14 protein-coding genes are annotated in these 16,569 nt (G+C 73.1%); 4 read left to right on the top strand and 10 right to left on the bottom strand.

Annotation, left to right across the window (positions count from 1 at the left end; translation table 11 throughout):
• Positions 1-4: 4 nt before the first annotated feature.
• The 4 genes from M4D82_RS14040 to rsmI all read right to left on the bottom strand — a co-directional run bounded on the left by M4D82_RS14040 (position 5) and on the right by rsmI (position 4,132).
• Positions 5-1,552 carry a resuscitation-promoting factor gene (locus M4D82_RS14040; protein WP_249766369.1) on the bottom strand — a complete coding sequence of 516 codons (1,548 nt, stop codon included), beginning with the start codon at positions 1,550-1,552 and terminating at the stop codon, positions 5-7.
• 160 nt (positions 1,553-1,712) lie between these two features.
• Positions 1,713-2,639: a TatD family hydrolase gene (locus M4D82_RS14045; protein WP_249766370.1), complete on the bottom strand. Its 927-nt coding sequence runs from the start codon at positions 2,637-2,639 to the stop codon at positions 1,713-1,715.
• Positions 2,640-2,663: 24 nt separating this feature from the next.
• A complete protein-coding gene (locus tag M4D82_RS14050) occupies positions 2,664-3,122 on the bottom strand; it encodes a hypothetical protein (protein WP_249766371.1) in 459 nt (152 codons plus the stop codon).
• Between the two features lie 161 nt (positions 3,123-3,283).
• A complete protein-coding gene (rsmI, locus tag M4D82_RS14055; RefSeq protein ID WP_249771793.1) occupies positions 3,284-4,132 on the bottom strand; it encodes a 16S rRNA (cytidine(1402)-2'-O)-methyltransferase in 849 nt (282 codons plus the stop codon).
• A 311-nt stretch (positions 4,133-4,443) separates the two neighbouring features.
• Between rsmI and M4D82_RS14060 the strand changes: the two genes are divergently transcribed.
• From M4D82_RS14060 to M4D82_RS14070, 3 genes are all read left to right on the top strand, one after another.
• Positions 4,444-6,210, top strand: a complete 1,767-nt coding sequence (locus M4D82_RS14060) for a dolichyl-phosphate-mannose--protein mannosyltransferase (protein WP_249766372.1) — start codon at positions 4,444-4,446, stop codon at positions 6,208-6,210.
• Positions 6,211-6,353: 143 nt separating this feature from the next.
• Complete coding sequence (locus tag M4D82_RS14065; protein WP_249766373.1) at positions 6,354-8,012, top strand: penicillin-binding transpeptidase domain-containing protein; 1,659 nt, start codon at positions 6,354-6,356, stop codon at positions 8,010-8,012.
• Positions 8,013-8,133: 121 nt separating this feature from the next.
• Positions 8,134-8,619 carry a YbaK/EbsC family protein gene (locus M4D82_RS14070; protein WP_502989065.1) on the top strand — a complete coding sequence of 162 codons (486 nt, stop codon included), beginning with the start codon at positions 8,134-8,136 and terminating at the stop codon, positions 8,617-8,619.
• 160 nt (positions 8,620-8,779) lie between these two features.
• Here the strand turns inward: M4D82_RS14070 and M4D82_RS14075 are convergent, their stop codons facing one another.
• The 4 genes from M4D82_RS14075 to M4D82_RS14090 are packed head-to-tail and all read right to left on the bottom strand — an operon-like array spanning position 8,780 to position 12,643.
• Positions 8,780-9,955 carry a serine hydrolase domain-containing protein gene (locus M4D82_RS14075; protein WP_502989066.1) on the bottom strand — a complete coding sequence of 392 codons (1,176 nt, stop codon included), beginning with the start codon at positions 9,953-9,955 and terminating at the stop codon, positions 8,780-8,782.
• Positions 9,956-9,977: 22 nt separating this feature from the next.
• Positions 9,978-10,796 (bottom strand): energy-coupling factor ABC transporter ATP-binding protein, encoded by an 819-nt coding sequence (locus tag M4D82_RS14080; RefSeq protein WP_502988924.1) that lies wholly within the window; start codon positions 10,794-10,796, stop codon positions 9,978-9,980.
• Complete coding sequence (cbiQ, locus tag M4D82_RS14085) at positions 10,784-11,545, bottom strand: cobalt ECF transporter T component CbiQ (protein WP_249766377.1); 762 nt, start codon at positions 11,543-11,545, stop codon at positions 10,784-10,786. Before cbiQ ends, M4D82_RS14080 begins: the two co-directional genes overlap by 13 nt.
• 39 nt (positions 11,546-11,584) lie before the next feature.
• Positions 11,585-12,643, bottom strand: a complete 1,059-nt coding sequence (locus M4D82_RS14090) for an energy-coupling factor ABC transporter permease (RefSeq protein ID WP_249766378.1) — start codon at positions 12,641-12,643, stop codon at positions 11,585-11,587.
• A gap of 211 nt (positions 12,644-12,854) precedes the next feature.
• Between M4D82_RS14090 and M4D82_RS14095 the strand changes: the two genes are divergently transcribed.
• Positions 12,855-13,250 carry an SsgA family sporulation/cell division regulator gene (locus M4D82_RS14095; RefSeq protein ID WP_249766379.1) on the top strand — a complete coding sequence of 132 codons (396 nt, stop codon included), beginning with the start codon at positions 12,855-12,857 and terminating at the stop codon, positions 13,248-13,250.
• Positions 13,251-13,363: 113 nt separating this feature from the next.
• Here the strand turns inward: M4D82_RS14095 and M4D82_RS14100 are convergent, their stop codons facing one another.
• Together M4D82_RS14100 and M4D82_RS14105 are read right to left on the bottom strand one after the other, a co-directional pair.
• Entirely contained in the window at positions 13,364-15,586 is a 2,223-nt protein-coding gene (locus M4D82_RS14100) for an MMPL family transporter (RefSeq protein ID WP_249766380.1), read from the bottom strand.
• 160 nt (positions 15,587-15,746) lie between these two features.
• Positions 15,747-16,337 carry a TetR/AcrR family transcriptional regulator gene (locus M4D82_RS14105; protein WP_249766381.1) on the bottom strand — a complete coding sequence of 197 codons (591 nt, stop codon included), beginning with the start codon at positions 16,335-16,337 and terminating at the stop codon, positions 15,747-15,749.
• Positions 16,338-16,569: the final 232 nt, after the last annotated feature.

Below are 16,569 nucleotides of genomic sequence, written 5' to 3' on the forward strand. Positions count from 1 at the left end.
GTGCTCACCGGTAAAGCCTACGGCCGCAGTGGGGCCAGGGACTCGCCCCCCGCTGCACGTAGAGCTTCTTCGCCCGGTACGTCTGCTCGCTGCCCGACGCGTCCTGCGGGCGGCCGCTGCCGCCGAGGGACTGCCAGGTGGTGACGTCGAACTGGTAGAGGCCGCCGTAGGTGCCCGACGGGTCGGTGGCGGAGGCGCGGCCGCCGGACTCGCACTGGGCGAGCGCCCCCCAGTCCAGGCCGTCGGCCCCGGCGACGGAGGTGGGCAGCGGCTTCGTGCCGACCTTGACGAGCCGACTGACGGGCTCGCGCACGACCTCCTCGGCGATCTTGCGGGGCTGCCGGCGGACCCCGTTGACGGTGCGGAGGCTGTACGTGACCCGGCGCGCGCCGGGCCGCCCGCTGCGCTCGACGACCTCCGTGCCGGCGAAGAGCGTGCCGTCCTCGACGCGTTCGGTGGCGAAGGGGATGCGCTCCTCGCGGACCTCGCGGGTACCGGTGATGCGCAGGACGGTGACGGTCTGGCCGTCGCGGGGGAAGGAGTCGGGGGCGACGGAGGTGGTGTCCTCACCGTGCAGGGTGATGCCCGCCTGGTCCAGGGCCTCCTGGACGGTGGCGGCGTTGGTGCGGATGGTGCGTTCGCGGCCGTCGGCCATGAACGTGACCCCGCGTTCGGTGCGGACGCTGAGGTCGAGCCCGGAGCGCGGCACGGGCGCGGTGCGCGGGGCGGACAGGTACGCGCCCTCGACGCGTACGCCGAGCTGGCGCAGGGCGGCCTCGACCGTGGCGGCGGTGGTCCACACCTGGCGGCGGGCGGCGCCGTCGAGGGTGAGGCGCAGGGGGCGGCCGTAGCGGACGACGATCTGCTCGCCGTCGTCGAGGGCCGAGCCTCGGGCGGGGGCGACGAGGTCGTGGGGGCCGACGCCGAGGCCTTCGGAGGCGAGGAGGTCGTCGACGCTCCCGGCGAAGGTGTGGAGGGTGCGGGGGACCCCGTCGACGGTGAGGCGTACGGCCTTGTCGGCGGCGACGAAGGCGGTGGTGCCGCCCGCCAGGAAGGCCACGACCAGGGCCTGCGGAACGAGGCGCCGCCAGGCGTCGCCGGCGCCCGAAGCGGTGGGCCGGGCGGCGCGCCGGCGCCGGGCGGCGGCGGAGCGGGGCGCGGGAACGGGGAGGGCGCGGGGCTGCGTCCGGGGCGGGCGGGCCGAGGGTCGGCCGCGGTGCGCGGCGCCGGCCGGAGGGGCGGAGTACGTCGGCCGGCTCGGCCGCCTCCACGTCGCCCTCCGGGGCGGGGCGGCCCGGCGGCGGCGCGGGCCGGGCTCCGGGCCTTGCGGCGGCGCCCGGCGCGGCCCTCGGCCCGGGCGCGGGACGGCCGGCTCGGCGGGTTCGGCGGGGTGGCCGACGGCGGGTCCGGCGGCGGGTTCGGCGGCCAGTTCGGCGTAGGGCCAGGCGGCGGGGTCGGGCTCGGCCGCGGGCCCGTCGCCGGGGTCCGGTGCGGTCCCGGTCCCCGGCCAGGACGCAGACGCACGGCGGTGACTGCCCTGGGTATCGCTCACGTCGCTCGCTCCACTGGTCCGGCCCCGGCTGGTTCGGGCACGGCACCCTAGCGGGCGCGACCGTCACTCACCAAAGCCGTTCGACTACTCAGCGTGTCGGGCGAACGGGTGTGTCAGTACGGCGTTCGATCGAGGCCCGTGGAGAGGAGACGCGTGGAGGTCAGTAGTCGAAGGCGCGCGCCGTGTTGGCGGCCAGGGCCGTCGCCATGGCGTCCTCGTCGATCCCGCGGACCGCCGCCATCGCCCGGACCGTCAGCGGAATGAGGTACGGCGCGTTCGGCCGGCCGCGGTACGGCGCGGGCGTCAGGTAGGGGGCGTCGGTCTCCACCAGTACGAGTTCCAGCGGGGCCACGGCGAGCGCCTCGCGCAGGGCGCCCGCGTTCTTGAAGGTGACGGTCCCGGCGAAGGACATGTAGTAGCCGGCGGCGGCGCACTCCCGGGCCATCTCCGCGTCGCCCGAGTAGCAGTGGAAGATCGTCCGCTCGGGCGCGCCCTCCTCGCGCAGCACGCGCAGCACGTCGGCGTGGGCGTCGCGGTCGTGGATGACGAGTGCCTTGCCCTGCCGCTTGGCGATCTCGATGTGCGCCCGGAAGGAACGCTCCTGCGCCGCCATGCCCTCGGGGCCGGTGCGGAAGTAGTCGAGTCCGGTCTCGCCGACCGCCTTGACGTGGTCGAGGGCGGCCAGCGCCTCGATCTCGGCGAGGGCCTCGTCCAGCGCCCCCTGGCCGCCGCCGGGCCGCGCGCCCTGCCGCGACCATCCGTCGGGGTCGCCGTGCACGATGCGGGGGGCCTCGTTCGGGTGGAGGGCCACCGCCGCGTGGACGTTCTCCCAGGCCGCGGCGGTCTCGGCGGCCCAGCGCGAGCCCTTCACGTCGCAGCCGACCTGGACCACGGTCGTCACGCCCACCGAGGCGGCCTTCGCCAGACCCTCCTCGACCGTGCCGGCCTGCATGTCGAGGTGGGTGTGCGAGTCCGCCACCGCCACGCGCAGGGGCTCCGGCAGCGGCGGCGGCGCGTCCTTGGACGCCTTCTCGTTCGAGGAGGAATTCGAAGAGGAAGGGGCGGAGGAGGAAGGACTCTGACTCATACGGCCGATCTTATGACCGGTGGCTCACGCCCTCCGGCGCAAGAGTCCCAGCAGGCGGGCGAGCGGCCCGCGCCGCTCCCGGTAGGCGTCGACGGCCACCGGCCCGGGGGCGTCGTGCTTCGGCGTACGGGGCGCGGGGGCGCCGGCCGGCACGGGGCCGGCTATGCCCGGGGCGACGCGGTGGTGGTAGAGCCGGTCGAGGGTGCCGAGCACGGAGGAGACCTGACCCTCGCGCATGATCCGTACGACGTGGCCGTCGCAGTTCAGGCAGGTCGGGTTGGCGAGCGGCGACGGGACCCGTTCACCGTTGATCGTGTACATGATGAACGGCTCACCCCGGCCGTCGACGTGGTGCTCGATCTCGTACGCCTGCTCCCACCCGTATCCGCACTTCATGCAGGCGAAGGAGTAGGCCTCGTGCACGGTCGGCACGGCCGGGACGGGCGCGGGAACGGGTACCGGGGTCTCTGCGATCTCACTCATGCCAGCTCCTCTTGGTCCACTGGTGCCATGGACCAGTGGACGCCTCTTCGGCCGGGAGCGCATCAGGCCCTGTCCAGTGTTGGACGGACCTTGGGCGAGTCATTCCCAAAGTGCCCGGTGCGCGGTCTGAGCTTTGCCTTTCAGGTTAGCCCTTTACCGATTCACGGCACCTTTTGTGCCGCGTTCTTTGCCGCGACGACCGCGTCGAACACATCCCGCTTGGGTACGCCGGCCTCGGCCGCGACGGCGGCGATGGCCTCCTTGCGGCGCTCGCCCGCCTCTTCGCGGACCCGTACGCGGCGCACGAGCTCCTCGTCGTCCACGTCCCCGGGCGCGGCCGCCGGGGCGCCCTCGACGACGATCGTGATCTCCCCGCGCACTCCCTGGGCCGCCCACAGCGCGAGCGCGCCGAGCCCGCCGCGCTTGACCTCCTCGTAGGTCTTGGTCAGCTCCCGGCAGACGGCCGCCCGCCGGTCGGCGCCGAACACCTCGGCCATGGCCGCCAGGGTGTCGTCGAGCCGGTGCGGGGCCTCGAAGTAGACGAGGGTGCGCCGCTCGCCCGCCACCTCGCGGAGCCGTCCGAGGCGCTCACCCGCCTTGCGGGGCAGGAAGCCCTCGAAGCAGAAGCGGTCGACGGGCAGCCCGGACAGCGCGAGCGCGGTGAGCACGGCGGAGGGGCCGGGCACGGCGGTGACGCGGATGTCCTTCTCGACGGCGGCGGCGACGAGCCGGTAGCCGGGGTCGGACACCGAGGGCATCCCCGCGTCGGTCACCAGCAGCACCCGCTTGCCGGCCTCCAGGGCCTCCACCAACTCCGGGGTGCGGGCGGACTCGTTGCCCTCGAAGTACGACAGGACGCGCCCGGTCGTGTACACGCCGAGGCCCTGCGTCAGGCGGCGCAGCCGTCGGGTGTCCTCGGCCGCGATCACGTCGGCGCGCTCCAGCTCGGCGCCGAGGCGGGGCGGGGCGTCGGCGAGGTCCCCGATCGGGGTCCCGGCGAGGACGAGCACACCGGCCCCGGAAGCCGCGGACGACGCCGAGGACGCCGCCGAGGACGGGGCGGAAGAAGGGCCGGACGACGGGGCGGAGGCGGACGCTTCGGTGGGGCGGTGCTGCTCATCTGTCACCCGGTCATTGTCTCATCGCCCCCTCGGCCCACCCCCGGGCCGGCGGGGGCGGCCGCGCGGGCCCGGCGTGGCCGCCGACGGACGGGAAAGGTACGGGATATGACCGGAACCGCCGCACATGCGCGGGAACACGGGCCCCGCCCGCACCCCGTGGAGGCTGGGGTTCCCACAGGCGGGTTCCCTACGATGGCCCGGTGACCAGTACCGCGCCGCCACCGCCCAGCCCCGCGGGGGCCCCGCCCGTCCCCCCGGGCGGACGCGACCTCGACCCCGAGACGCCCGGATGGCTGCGCCGCCTGCGCGCCTTCGGCTACGTGCCGTCGGCGCCGGGGACGGACGTCCGCACCCGCCTCGTGCCCCCGTACGCCCGCCCCTCCGCCCAGTTGTGGGCAGCGCTCGGCGTTCCGGCCGGCAGCCGGCGGGCCTGGGAGCGGGTCATGGCCTGGGTCGGTCCGCTGCTGGTCACCCTGGTCGCCGGGGTGCTGCGGTTCACCCATCTGGGCAGCCCGAAGGCGGTGATATTCGACGAGACGTACTACGCCAAGGACGCGTGGGCCACGATCAAGCAGGGCTACGAGGCGAGTTGGCCCAAGGATGTCGACAAGTCGATCCTCGCCGACCCGAACGCCGTACCGCTCCCGCTGGACCCGGGCTACGTCGTCCACCCGCCCGTCGGCAAATGGGTGATCGGCCTCGGGGAATGGATGTTCGGCCTCACCCCCTTCGGCTGGCGCTTCATGACGGCGGTGCTCGGCACCCTGTCCGTCCTGCTGCTCTGCCGGATCGGCCGGCGCCTGCTGCGTTCGACCTTCCTCGGCTGCCTCGCGGGCGCCCTGCTGGCCGTCGACGGCCTGCACCTGGTGATGAGCCGCACGGCCCTGCTCGACCTGATCCTGATGTTCTTCGTCCTCGCCGCCTTCGGGGCGCTGGTCGTCGACCGGGACAAGGCCCGCGCCCGCCTCGCGGCGGCCCTCCCCCTCGACGCGGACGGCCGCGCCCGCCCCGACCAGCACGTCGCGCAGACACTGAAGCTGGGGTGGCGCCCGTACCGGATCCTGGCCGGCGTCTGCCTGGGCCTGGCCTTCGGCACCAAGTGGAACGGCCTGGTCGTCCTCGCCTTCTTCGGCGTCCTCACCGTCGTGTGGGACGCCGCCGCGCGCCGCACCGCCGGCGCGGGTGCCCCGTACGCGGCGATGCTGCGCCGCGACGCGCTGCCCGCCTTCCTGTCGACCGTCCCGGTGGCCATCGCCGTCTACGTGACCTCGTGGCTCGGCTGGATCCTCTCCCCCGACAACGGCAAGGGCGGCTACTTCCGCGACTGGGCGGCCAAGTACGACCGCGACAGCTCGCTGTCCTTCCTCCCCGAGTGGCTGCGCAGCCTGTGGCACTACGAGACGGAGGTCTACAAGTTCCACGTCGGCCTGACGTCGGGTCACACGTACGAGTCGAACCCGTGGAGCTGGCTGATCCTGGGCCGGCCCGTCTCCTACTTCTACGAGTCCCCCTCCCCCGGCGCCGACGGCTGCCCCACCACCGAGGCGGGCAAGTGCGCCCGCGAGGTCCTGGCCCTGGGCACGCCGCTGCTGTGGTGGGCGGGCTGCTTCGCCCTGCTGTACGTGCTGTGGCGGTGGTTCTTCCGCCGCGACTGGCGCGCGGGCGCGATCGCGTGCGCGTTGGGCGCGGGTCTGCTGCCCTGGTTCAACTACCAGGAGCGGACGATCTTCTACTTCTACGCGGTGGTCTTCGTCCCGTACCTGTGCCTGGCCGTCGCCATGATGACCGGCGCCCTCCTGGGCCCGGCCCACTCCACCGAACGCCGCCGCACCCTCGGCGCGATCGGCGCGGGCGTCCTGATCCTCCTGATCACGTGGAACTTCATCTACTTCTGGCCGATCTACACCGGCCAGACCCTCCCGATGGACTCCTGGCGCGCCCGCATGTGGTTCGACACCTGGATCTGAACCCCACCCCGCCGGCGGCTCGTCCCCGCGCCCGGGAAGGGAATCCCGTACGGCCGGAGGGGGTTGGCCACTTGGAGTGGGGCCGTCGCACGGCGTAAGGTCCACACCAAGGGGATCTTGAACGCGTTCAGGGGGGATGGGAAATGAACGGGGTGACCAAGGGTGCCATCGTCGGCGGGGTGTTCCTCGCGATGGTCGGTGGGGCCGGGTACGGGGTGTACGCGCTCGTCGGGGACGAGACCGGCCAGGGGGACGGCGCCACCGCCGCCAAGGCCGCGCCCGCGCCGAAGACCACCGGGCCCGTCACCGAGAAGGAGGCGACGGAGACCGCGAAGGCCTTCCTCGCCGCCTGGGCCGCCGGCGACGACCGCACCGCCGCCGACCTGACGAACAACGCGCAGGCCGCGCAATCGGCGGTCGCCGACTACCGGACCAAGGCGTACGTGTCCAAAGCCGTCATCACGCCCGGGACCCCGGACGGCGCCACCGTCCCCTTCAAGGTCGAGGCCGAGGTCACCTACGAGGGCACCACCAAGCCCCTCGTCTACGACTCCCGGCTGACGGTCGTGCGAGGCGCCGGCACCGGCAAGGCGCTCGTCGACTGGCAGCCGTCCGTCATCCACCCCGACCTGCGCCCGGACGAGAAGCTGCGCGCCGGCACCCCGGCGAGCCCGCCCGTCAAGGCGGTCGACCGCAACGGCAAGGAGCTGACGCCCGAGCTGTACCCGTCGCTGCGGCCCGTACTGGACTCGCTGCGCAAGACGTACGGCCAGAAGACGGACGGCACGCCCGGCATCGAGCTGTGGATCGAACCGGCGGCGCCGGCCGCGGGCGGCGACGGCCAGGACACCGCGAAGCGGACCCTGCTGACGCTGGTCGAGGGCAAGGCGGGACAGATCGAGACCGTCCTCGACGCCGACGTACAGGCGGCCGCCGAGAAGGCGGTGGCCTCGTACGCGGAGGCGTCCGTCGTCGCCGTCCAGCCGAGCACCGGCGACATCCTGGCGGTGGCCAACCACCGCCGCGACGGCTTCAACGCCGCGATGCAGGGCCGCCGCGCGCCCGGGTCCACGATGAAGATCGTGACGGCGGCGATGCTGCTCGACAAGGGCCTGGTCGCGGCGGACAAGACGGCGGCGTGTCCGCCCAGCGTGTCCTGGGACGGCAAGGTCTTCCGCAACCTGAACGGCTTCAGCCTGGACGGGAAGCCGTTCTCCACGAGCTTCGCCCGGTCCTGCAACACCGCCTTCATCGGCCTGATCGACGACGTGAAGGACAACTCGGCGCTGCCGAGGGAGGCCAAGGAGGTCTTCGGGATCGGGCTCGACTGGAAGACGGGCGTGCCCTCGCAGGACGGCTCCGTCCCCGAGACGTCCGGGCCGGCCGCCGCGGCCGAGTACATCGGGCAGGGCGCGATCCAGATGAACCCGCTGAACATCGCGTCGATCACGGCGACGGCGCGGACCGGCGTGTTCCGTCAGCCGGTGCTCGTGAAGGCGTCGCTGGACGACCGCCCGCTCGCGCGGGCGACGCGGACGCTGCGGCCGGGTGTGTCGGCGCAGCTGACGCAGATGATGCGGCTGACCGCCACGAGCGGCACCGCCGCCGGGGCGATGGCGTCGGTCCCCGGCTCCGACAAGGGCGCGAAGACGGGTTCGGCGGAGGTGGACGGCGCGGGAAGCCCGGACAGCTGGTTCACCGGGTTCAACGGTGACGTGGCGGCGGCCGCGATGGTCGAAGGCGGCGGCCACGGCGGCGACGCGGCGGGCCCCATCGTCGCCCGCGTCCTGTCCACGCGCTGACCCGGCGGGGTGGACGCGGGCGCGACCGGGGCCGAGCGGTCCGCGCCCCGAGACCGGGGCGGCCCCCGGCGAAACCGCCTCGCGCGAAGCGGGCCGGCGACGCTAGCGTCCCCGCATGACGATGTCCTCCCCCGCCCCGCATCCGCTCTTCGCCGAGGCCCTCACCGGGCTCGGCCTCGACGGGCTCGACGTCCGAACCTTCCCCGAGGGGACCCGTACCGCCGCCGACGCCGCGGCGGCGATCGGCTGCGCGCTGAGCCAGATCGTGAAGTCGTTGGTCTTCGCCGCCGACGGGGTCCCCGTGCTGGTGCTGATGGACGGCGCGTCCCGCGTCGACGTGGAGGCCGTCCGCCGCGAACTCGGGGCCGAACGGGTGACCCGCGCCGACGCCGCGCTCGTCCGCGAGACGACCGGCTACGCCATCGGCGGGGTCCCGCCCTTCGGCCACCGCACCCGCACCCGGGTGTTGGCGGACCGGTCCCTCCTGGCGCACGACGTGGTGTGGGCGGCGGCCGGCACGCCGCACACGGTGTTCCCCATGCCCCCGGCCGAGCTCATCGACCACGCGGACGCGGCCCTGGCCGACGTACGCGAGGACACCCCCTAGGGGTGTCCGGCGGATCAGGGTCGGATAGGCCGCGGCGTCTGGTGCGGGGGATCGCAAGGCGCCGGAGCGTCTTGATAGCGGAGCTATCGGGACGTTTCGGCAACGCGGCGAGGCGCCGTGCCAGACGCCGCGGGCCCGGCCATGATCCGCCGGACACCCCCTAGACCAGGCTCGCCCGTACCGCCCGGACCAGGGCTTGGGCGCGCGGGTCGGCGGTGACCGACTTGGCCAGGGCGTTGGTGACGTAGCCGAAGCCGATGCCCGCCTCCGGGTCCGCGAACGCCAGCGAGCCGCCGCGCCCCGGGTGGCCGAACGACGTCGGGGACAGCAGCGGCGACGCCGGTCCGTGCAGCATGTAGCCGGGGCCGAAGCGGGTGTTCACGACGAGCACCCGGTCGGGGCCGGCCGCCAGCTCGCGGCCGGCGAGCGCCGTGGTCGCCGGGGTGAAGATGCGGGCGCCGTCCTCGACGACCCCGATCGTGGCGGCGTAGAAGCGGGCCAGGGCGCGCGCCGTGCCGATGCCGGCGGAGGCGGGGAGTTCGGCGGCCCGGTAGGCGGGGTCGTTCTCGTCGGGCAGCGGGTCGATGGCGGCGAAGGCGCGGCGGGTGAGGGAGTCCGGGTCGGCGTACGCCTCCGAAACGTTTCGCCTCGGCCTCGTCCTCAGCGAGCCCGCGCCCTGCGGCGGCTCGACGGGCGCCACCCGGCCCACCCGGTGCACCTCGGCGTCCGGCAGGCCGATCCAGAAGTCGAGCCCCAGCGGCTCGGCGATCTCCTCGGCCAGGAAACCGCCCACCGTCCGCCCGGTCGCCCGCAGCACCAGCTCGGACAGCAGCCAGCTGAAGGTCTGCGCGTGGTAGCCGTGCTCCGTGCCCGGCTCCCAGAAGGCCCGCTGCGCCGCGATCGCGTGCGCCCCGGAGGTGCCGTCGGCGGCCTCGGCGGCGCTCAGCCCCCGGTCGAGGGCGGGGACGCCGGCCTGGTGCGCGAGCAGGTGGCGGACCAGGGCCCGGTCCTTGCCGCCCGCCTTGAACTCGGGCCAGTACGCCCCCACGGGCGCGTCCAGGTCCAGCAGCCCGCGCTGGTGCAGCAGCAGCGGCACGGCGGCGGCGACGCCCTTGGTGGCGGAGCGGACGATCTGCGCGGTGTCCTCGGTCCAGGGGTCGCGCGCGGCGTCACCGTCGGCGTCCTTGGCGCCGGCCCACAGGTCGACGACCTTGCGGCCGTCGCGGTACACGGCGACGGCCGCGCCCCGGTCGCCGAGCACCTCGAAGTTGCGCTGGAAAGCGTCCTTGACCGGCTCGAAGCCCTCTGCGACCACACCCTGGATGTCCACGAGCAGCCCAACAACGCGCGGCCTGCGGTTATGCCGCGCCGGTCCCGGTCCCGGTCCGTACGGTCGACGCCGCGACCGCGCGCGGGTCGAAGCCGAAGGGCAGCTCCAGGCGGTGCGCGCCCATCAGCTCCTCGTCGCACAGGAGGTCGCGGGTGGGGCCGTCGGCGGCGATGACGCCCTCGCTGAGGATCACCGAGCGCGGGCACAGTTCGAGCGCGTAGGGCAGGTCGTGCGTGACCATCAGGACGGTGACGTCCAGCGCGCGCAGGATGTCGGCGAGCTCGCGCCGCGAGGCGGGGTCCAGGTTGGAGGACGGTTCGTCGAGGACGAGGATCTCGGGGCGCATCGCCAGTACGGTCGCCACCGCCACCCGGCGGCGCTGCCCGAATGAGAGGTGGTGCGGCGGCCGGTCGGCGTAGTCGGCCATGCCCACCTGTTCGAGGGCTTCGCGTACGCGCGCCTCCAGCTCGGCGCCGCGCAGTCCGGCGGCGGCCGGGCCGAAGGCGACGTCCTCGCGGACGGTCGGCATGAACAGCTGGTCGTCGGGGTCCTGGAAGACGATCCCGACGCGCCGGCGGATCTCGGCGAGGTGGCGCTTCTCGACGGGCAGCCCGGCGACGGTGACGGTGCCGACGCCGCCGCCGAGAATGCCGTTGAGGTGCAGGACGAGGGTGGTCTTGCCGGCGCCGTTGGGGCCGAGGAGGGCGACGCGTTCGCCCTGTCCGACGGTGAGGTCGACCCCGAAGAGGGCCTGGTGGCCGTCGGGGTAGGCGTAGGCGACGCCGGACACCTCCAGGGAGGGGACGGGCGCGGCGGGGGTGGCGGAGGGAGCGGTCACAGCGTCCATCCCATCAGACAGACGGCGAGCGCCGTCACCGGGAGCACGGCCGCGTACGCCCACTGGGCGCGGGTGGCCGCGACGTCGTCGATCACCGGCATGGAGCCGGCGTAGCCGCGGCTGACCATCGCGAGGTAGACCCGCTCGCCGCGTTCGTAGGAGCGGATGAAGAGGGCGCCGGCGGTCTTGGCCAGCACGCCCCAGTGGCGGATGCCGCGTGCCTCGAAGCCGCGTGAGCGGCGGGCGATGGACATCCGGCGCAGCTCGCCGGTGATCACGTCGCCGTAGCGGATCATGAAGGAGGCGATCTGCACCAGCAGCGGCGGCAGCTTGAGCCGCTGGAGGCCCAGGATCAGGGCGCGCAGTTCGGTGGTGGAGGCCAGGACGACGGAGGCGGCCACGCCGAGGGTGCCCTTGGCCAGGACGTTCCAGGCGCCCCACAGACCCGAGACGCTCAGCGACATGCCGAGTACGTCGACCCGCTCGCCCTCGGCCACGAAGGGCATGAGCACGGCGAAGGCGACGAACGGCACCTCGATGAGCAGCCGGCGCAGCAGGAAGCCGGCGGGGACGCGGGCCGCCGCCGCGACGGCGGCGATGAGGACGGCGTAGAGGCCGAAGGCCCACATGGCCTCGCGCGGCGTGGAGACGACGACGATGACGAAGGCGAAGGTCGCGGCGATCTTGCAGTGGGGCGGCAGCCCGTGGACCGGCGAGTGCCCGTGCCGGTAGAGCCGGTGCGCGTGACCCGCTCCCATGTCAGTGACCCGTTCCCATGTCGGCGACCCGTTCCCGTGTCAGCGGGACGCGGGAGCGCCGGCCGCGGGGGCGGCGGCCTCGGCGCGGCGGCGGCGTACGGCCCAGAAGACCCCGGTCCCGACGACGACGGTCGCCCCGACGCCGATGACGCCGGCGAGGCCCCCGGACAGGCGGGCGTCGTCCACGTCCTTGACGCTGTAGTCGGCGAGCGGGGAGTCGGCGGCGGCGTGCTCCTCGACCTTGGCGTCGATGCCCTGGTCGGCGGCGACCTTCTCCAGGCCGTCGGGGCTGGCGGAGGCGTAGAAGGAGACGAACCCGGCGAGGACCAGGGCGGCGACGAGGCCGGTGATCCACACGGGACGGGTGGAGCGGGCGCCGGCGGGGGCGGCGGCCGGGGACGCGGCCGGCGCGTCGATCAGTTCGCCGCCGACGCGCAGCTTCAGCGGTGCGGTCAGCCCGCGCGCGCCGTGCACGAGGTCGGGGCGTACGGCGATCACGGCGCCGACGGTGGCGGCGGTGATGAAGGCCTCGCCGATGCCGATGAGGACGTGCACGCCGACCATGGCGGTGAACACCTTGCCGATGGCCACGTCGGTCGTGCCGCCGATCGCGTAGAGCGCGGTGAAGGCGGCGGCGGCGCCGGGCACGGAGAGCAGGGCGCCGGCGAAGGCGGCGGCGGTGACCGAGCCGCGGGTGCGCGGCAGCACCTTGAGGAGGCCGCGGAAGACGGCGTAGGCGACGACGACGGTGACGACGCCCATCACGCTGATGTTGACGCCGAGGGCGGTGAGGCCGCCGTCGGCGAAGAGGATGCCCTGCATCAGCAGGACGACGGAGACGCACAGCACACCCGTGTACGGACCGACGAGTATCGCGGCCAGCGCCCCTCCGAGGAGGTGGCCGCTGGTGCCGGCGGCGACGGGGAAGTTCAGCATCTGCACGGCGAAGATGAAGGCGGCGACGAGACCGGCCAGCGGAGCGGTGCGCTCGTCGAGCTCCCTGCGGGCGCCGCGCAGGCTGACGGCGACGGCGCCGGCGGCCACCACTGCGGCGGCCGCCGAGACGGGCGCGTTGATGAATCCGTCGGGCACGTGCATGAGGGCTCCGCTCTTGTGCAGTCTTTCTTATGCAGTCTTTAACCGTTCAAGAATATTGCCCAATTGCAAATGGTTGGCAAGAGCGTCCAGGTCACAAAAGGAGCGGCCCGCCTTGTCGGAACATGCGAGCGTGCGAGGGTGCGCGCGCGGGAATGTGCGACGCTGGACGGGACAAACGGACTGAAATGTTCCGATTCGAGGAGTCTTGTCGATGTCAGCGACCGCCGAGAATCCACCGTCCACGACCGTTCCCAGCGCCGTCGAGGAGCGGGTACTGGCCCGCGTGATCACCGACGACCCTCTCTACCGGGCCATTCCGGTGGCCCTGCGCTTCAGGCCCGAGGAGCCGCTGGCCGTCCGGATCGTCTTCCCCGCCGAGCTGTCGCCCGAGGGCACCGACAACGAATGGGTCTTCCCCCGCGCCCTCCTGGAGGCCGGCCTGTTGGCCCCGACGGGCACCGGCGACGTACGCGTCTGGCCGTGCGGCCGGGTCCAGGCCATCGTGGAGTTCCACTCCCCCGAGGGGGTCGCCGTCATCCAGTTCGACATCGCCTCGCTACGCCGCTTCCTGCGCCGTACGTACGCCGCCGCCACCCGACCGGCGTAACGGGTCCGGCGTAACCGAGCGCCCTGACGGAGCGGGCGGTAACCGAGCGGCGCAACGGAGCCGGCCCCGTACCTGCGGTCAGGTACGGGGCCGGGTCCGGTGCGGCTACGGGGTCACGCGTTCACGAGCTCGCGGTCCTTGTCCGGCCCGTGGCCGTCCTCGGACGCCGATCCGCTCTCGCCCAGGTGCTTGCGCAGGCTTTCGCCCTCCACGTCCACGTTGGGCAGGATCCGATCGAGCCACTTCGGCAGCCACCAGGCCTTGTGGCCGAGCAGCGCGAGCACCGCCGGGACGATGGCCATGCGAACGACGAAGGCGTCGAAGAAGACGGCGACGGCCAGACCGAAGCCGATCATCTTCACCATCTGCTCACTGGCCCCGATGAAGCCGGCGAACACCGCGATCATGATGACGGCCGCGGCCACGACCACCCGGGCGCTGTACCGGAAGCCGGTCACGACCGCCTGGCCGGGACGCTCGCCGTGGACGTACGCCTCCCGCATGCGGGTGACGAGGAAGACCTCGTAGTCCATGGCCAGGCCGAAGACCACGCCGACCATGAAGATCGGCATCATCGACATGATCGGACCGGTCTGCTCCACCCCGAAGAGCGAGCCGAGCCAGCCCCACTGGAAGACCGCGACGACCGCGCCGAGGGCGGCGACGACCGACAGCAGGAAGCCGAGGGCCGCCTTGAGCGGGACCAGGATCGAACGGAAGACCAGCATCAGCAGCAGGAAGGCGAGGCCGACGACGAGCGCGAGGTAGGGCAGCAGCGCGTCGTTCATCTTCTGCGAGAAGTCGATGTTCATCGCCGTGGCGCCGGTGACGAAGACGTCGTCCCCGCTGCCGTCGCGGATCGAGTGGACCAGGTCCTCGGTCTGCGTCGAGGACGGGCGGTCCTTCGGGATCACGCTGATGACGGCGGCGTCCTTGGCCTCGTTCGGCATCGGCGGCATCACCGCGACGACGCCCTCCAGGCCCTTGATCCGCTCGGCGGTCTGGTCGGCGAGCGCCTTGTCACCGTCCACGACGACCATCAGCGGGCCGTTGAAGCCGGGGCCGAAGCCCTCGGAGAGCAGGTCGTACGCCTTGCGCTGGGTGGTGGAGACCGGCTGGGCGCCGTCGTCCGGCAGGCCCATCTCCAGCTTGCTCGCCGGGATGGCGATCACGCCGAGGCCGATCACGCCGGCCAGCAGCACCATGACGGGGCGGCGCAGGACGAAACGGGCCCAGCGGGTGCCGCCGTTGGGCTTGGGCTCCGCGCCGGCCGCCTGCTTGGCCTTGCCGCCCTTGCCGAAGAGCTTGCTCTTCTCACCGGCCGGCAGGACCTTCCGGCCGGCGAAGCCGAGGATGGCCGGGACCAGGGTGAGTGCCACCAGGACGGCGATGACCACGGTGCCGGCGGCCGCGAAGCCCATCTTCGTCAGCATCGGGATGTTGACGACGGCCAGGCCCACGAGGGCGATGACCACGGTCAGACCGGCGAACACCACGGCGGAACCGGCGGTTCCGGCGGCCCGGCCGGCGGCCTCGTCCCGCTCACGGCCCTCGGCCAGCTCCACGCGGTAGCGGGAGACGATGAAGAGGGCGTAGTCGATGCCGACCGCGAGGCCGATCATCATCGCGAGGGTGGAGGTGGTGTTGCCGAGGTCGAGGACGTTGGCGAGCGCGGTGATGGAGGAGACGCCGATGCCGACGCCGATCAGCGCGGTCAGCAGCGGCAGTCCGGCCGCGATCAGCGAACCGAAGGTGATGACGAGGACGATCGCCGCGACCAGGATGCCGATGATCTCACCGGAGCCGGTCTCGGGAGCGGCCATCAGCGCGTCACCGCCGATCTCGACCTGGAGACCGGCCTGCTGGGCCGCGTGACCGGAATCCGTCAGCGCCTCGCGGGTGGCGTCCTTCAACTCCATCCCGCTGACCTTGTACTTCACGCTGATGTAGGTGGTCGAGCCGTCCTGGCTGACCGCCTGCGTCCGGTACGGGTCGTCGACCGTGGCCACCTGGTCGGCGCCGGCGCCGCCCTTCAGCCCCGAGATCATCTTCTCGACCTCGGTCTTGGTGGCCGGGTCGGTGACCTTGGCCCCCGCCGGGGCCTTGACGACGATCCGGGCGGTCGCGCCGTCGGCGGACATGCCCGGGAACTTCTTGTCCAGCAGGTCGAAGGCCTTCTGGGCCTCCGTGCCGGGTATCGAGAACGAGCCGGAGGTGGGCGCGGAGGCCGTCGCGGCGCCGAAGCCCGCGGCGAACAGCAGCGCCACCCACAGAAGGGCGACGAGACCGCGGCGCCGGAAGGCACCGCGGCCGAGCCGGTAGAGGAAGGTGGCCACGTCGTGGTTCTCCCGTTTCAGGTCGTGGGATGGATCCGGGACGGATCGGGGCGATCCGTGACGGATCAGGGCGTCAAAAGCCGGCCCGACGACGAGAGCGGCGTGTCAGGAACAGCGGGTGCGGTGCGGGATGGTGCGGGTTCTTCGGTTCGGTCGGGCGTCAGACACCGAGGGCGGGGAAGACCACGGCGTCGATGAACTCACCGAGGAACGCCCGGTCGACGGACCGGTCCTCGATCAGCGGGAGCGCGATGAACGCCCCGATGAGCATGTGCGGCACGAAATCCAGGGCCGGACAGTCCGGCCGGATCTCGCCCCGGTCGACCGCGCGTTGCAGCATGACCTTGAGACCGCCCAGTTCCGGGTCGACCAGCAGGTCGCGCAGCGCCCTGTGCAGCTCCGGGCTCTCGTGGACGGCATGGGCCAGACCCCGCATCAGCGCGGTGTCCTTGGCCATCTGCGCGTCGTCGGAGCACGCGACCATGCGCTCGAAGTCCCCGCGGAGGCTGCCCGTGTCGATCTCCCCGAGGGTGACCGGTTGGGTGCATCGCAGGGCTCGGGCGACCAGCTCCGGCTTGCTCCCCCACTGGCGGTAGAGGGTGGCCTTGCTGGACTTCGTACGGGCGGCGACCGCATCCATGGTGAGGGCCTCGTATCCGACCTCGCGCAGGAGGTCGAGGACCGCGCCGTGGAGTTCGGCCTCGCGCTCGGGGGTGATCCGGCTGCGCCGGACCGCCATCGGCTCGGTCATCTCCGGTTCCTCCCCAGCACGCTCGTCGACACGCTCGCCCACCTTACGGTCATCGCCACGGTCATCACCCGCGGCGCTCGGTGAACGAAACCGTTCCGTACACCTGAGACGATACCCCTCGCCACAACGAAACGAAACCGTTCCGTTTCGATGGAGGAGTGGGATGGGTCACGCGACCGCGTCCACGCACGTCACCTGCCGGAGTGACACGGCGATCACCTGTACGAGTTGC

Source organism: Streptomyces sp. RerS4 (genome assembly GCF_023515955.1).
Taxonomy (GTDB): Bacteria; Actinomycetota; Actinomycetes; order Streptomycetales; family Streptomycetaceae; genus Streptomyces.

What these genes read in the sequence shown, in the direction of transcription:
- M4D82_RS14045 (WP_249766370.1), bottom strand. Translation starts at nt 2,639, where the DNA reads ATGAGTCAGAGTCCTTCCTCCTCCGCCCCTTCCTCTTCGAATTCCTCC.
- M4D82_RS14050 (WP_249766371.1), bottom strand. Translation starts at nt 3,122, where the DNA reads ATGAGTGAGATCGCAGAGACCCCGGTACCCGTTCCCGCGCCCGTCCCG.
- M4D82_RS14065 (WP_249766373.1), top strand. Translation starts at nt 6,354, where the DNA reads ATGAACGGGGTGACCAAGGGTGCCATCGTCGGCGGGGTGTTCCTCGCG.
- M4D82_RS14070 (WP_502989065.1), top strand. Translation starts at nt 8,134, where the DNA reads ATGTCCTCCCCCGCCCCGCATCCGCTCTTCGCCGAGGCCCTCACCGGG.
- M4D82_RS14080 (WP_502988924.1), bottom strand. Translation starts at nt 10,796, where the DNA reads ATGGACGCTGTGACCGCTCCCTCCGCCACCCCCGCCGCGCCCGTCCCC.
- cbiQ (WP_249766377.1), bottom strand. Translation starts at nt 11,545, where the DNA reads ATGGGAGCGGGTCACGCGCACCGGCTCTACCGGCACGGGCACTCGCCG.
- M4D82_RS14090 (WP_249766378.1), bottom strand. Translation starts at nt 12,643, where the DNA reads ATGCACGTGCCCGACGGATTCATCAACGCGCCCGTCTCGGCGGCCGCC.
- M4D82_RS14095 (WP_249766379.1), top strand. Translation starts at nt 12,855, where the DNA reads ATGTCAGCGACCGCCGAGAATCCACCGTCCACGACCGTTCCCAGCGCC.
- M4D82_RS14105 (WP_249766381.1), bottom strand. Translation starts at nt 16,337, where the DNA reads ATGACCGAGCCGATGGCGGTCCGGCGCAGCCGGATCACCCCCGAGCGC.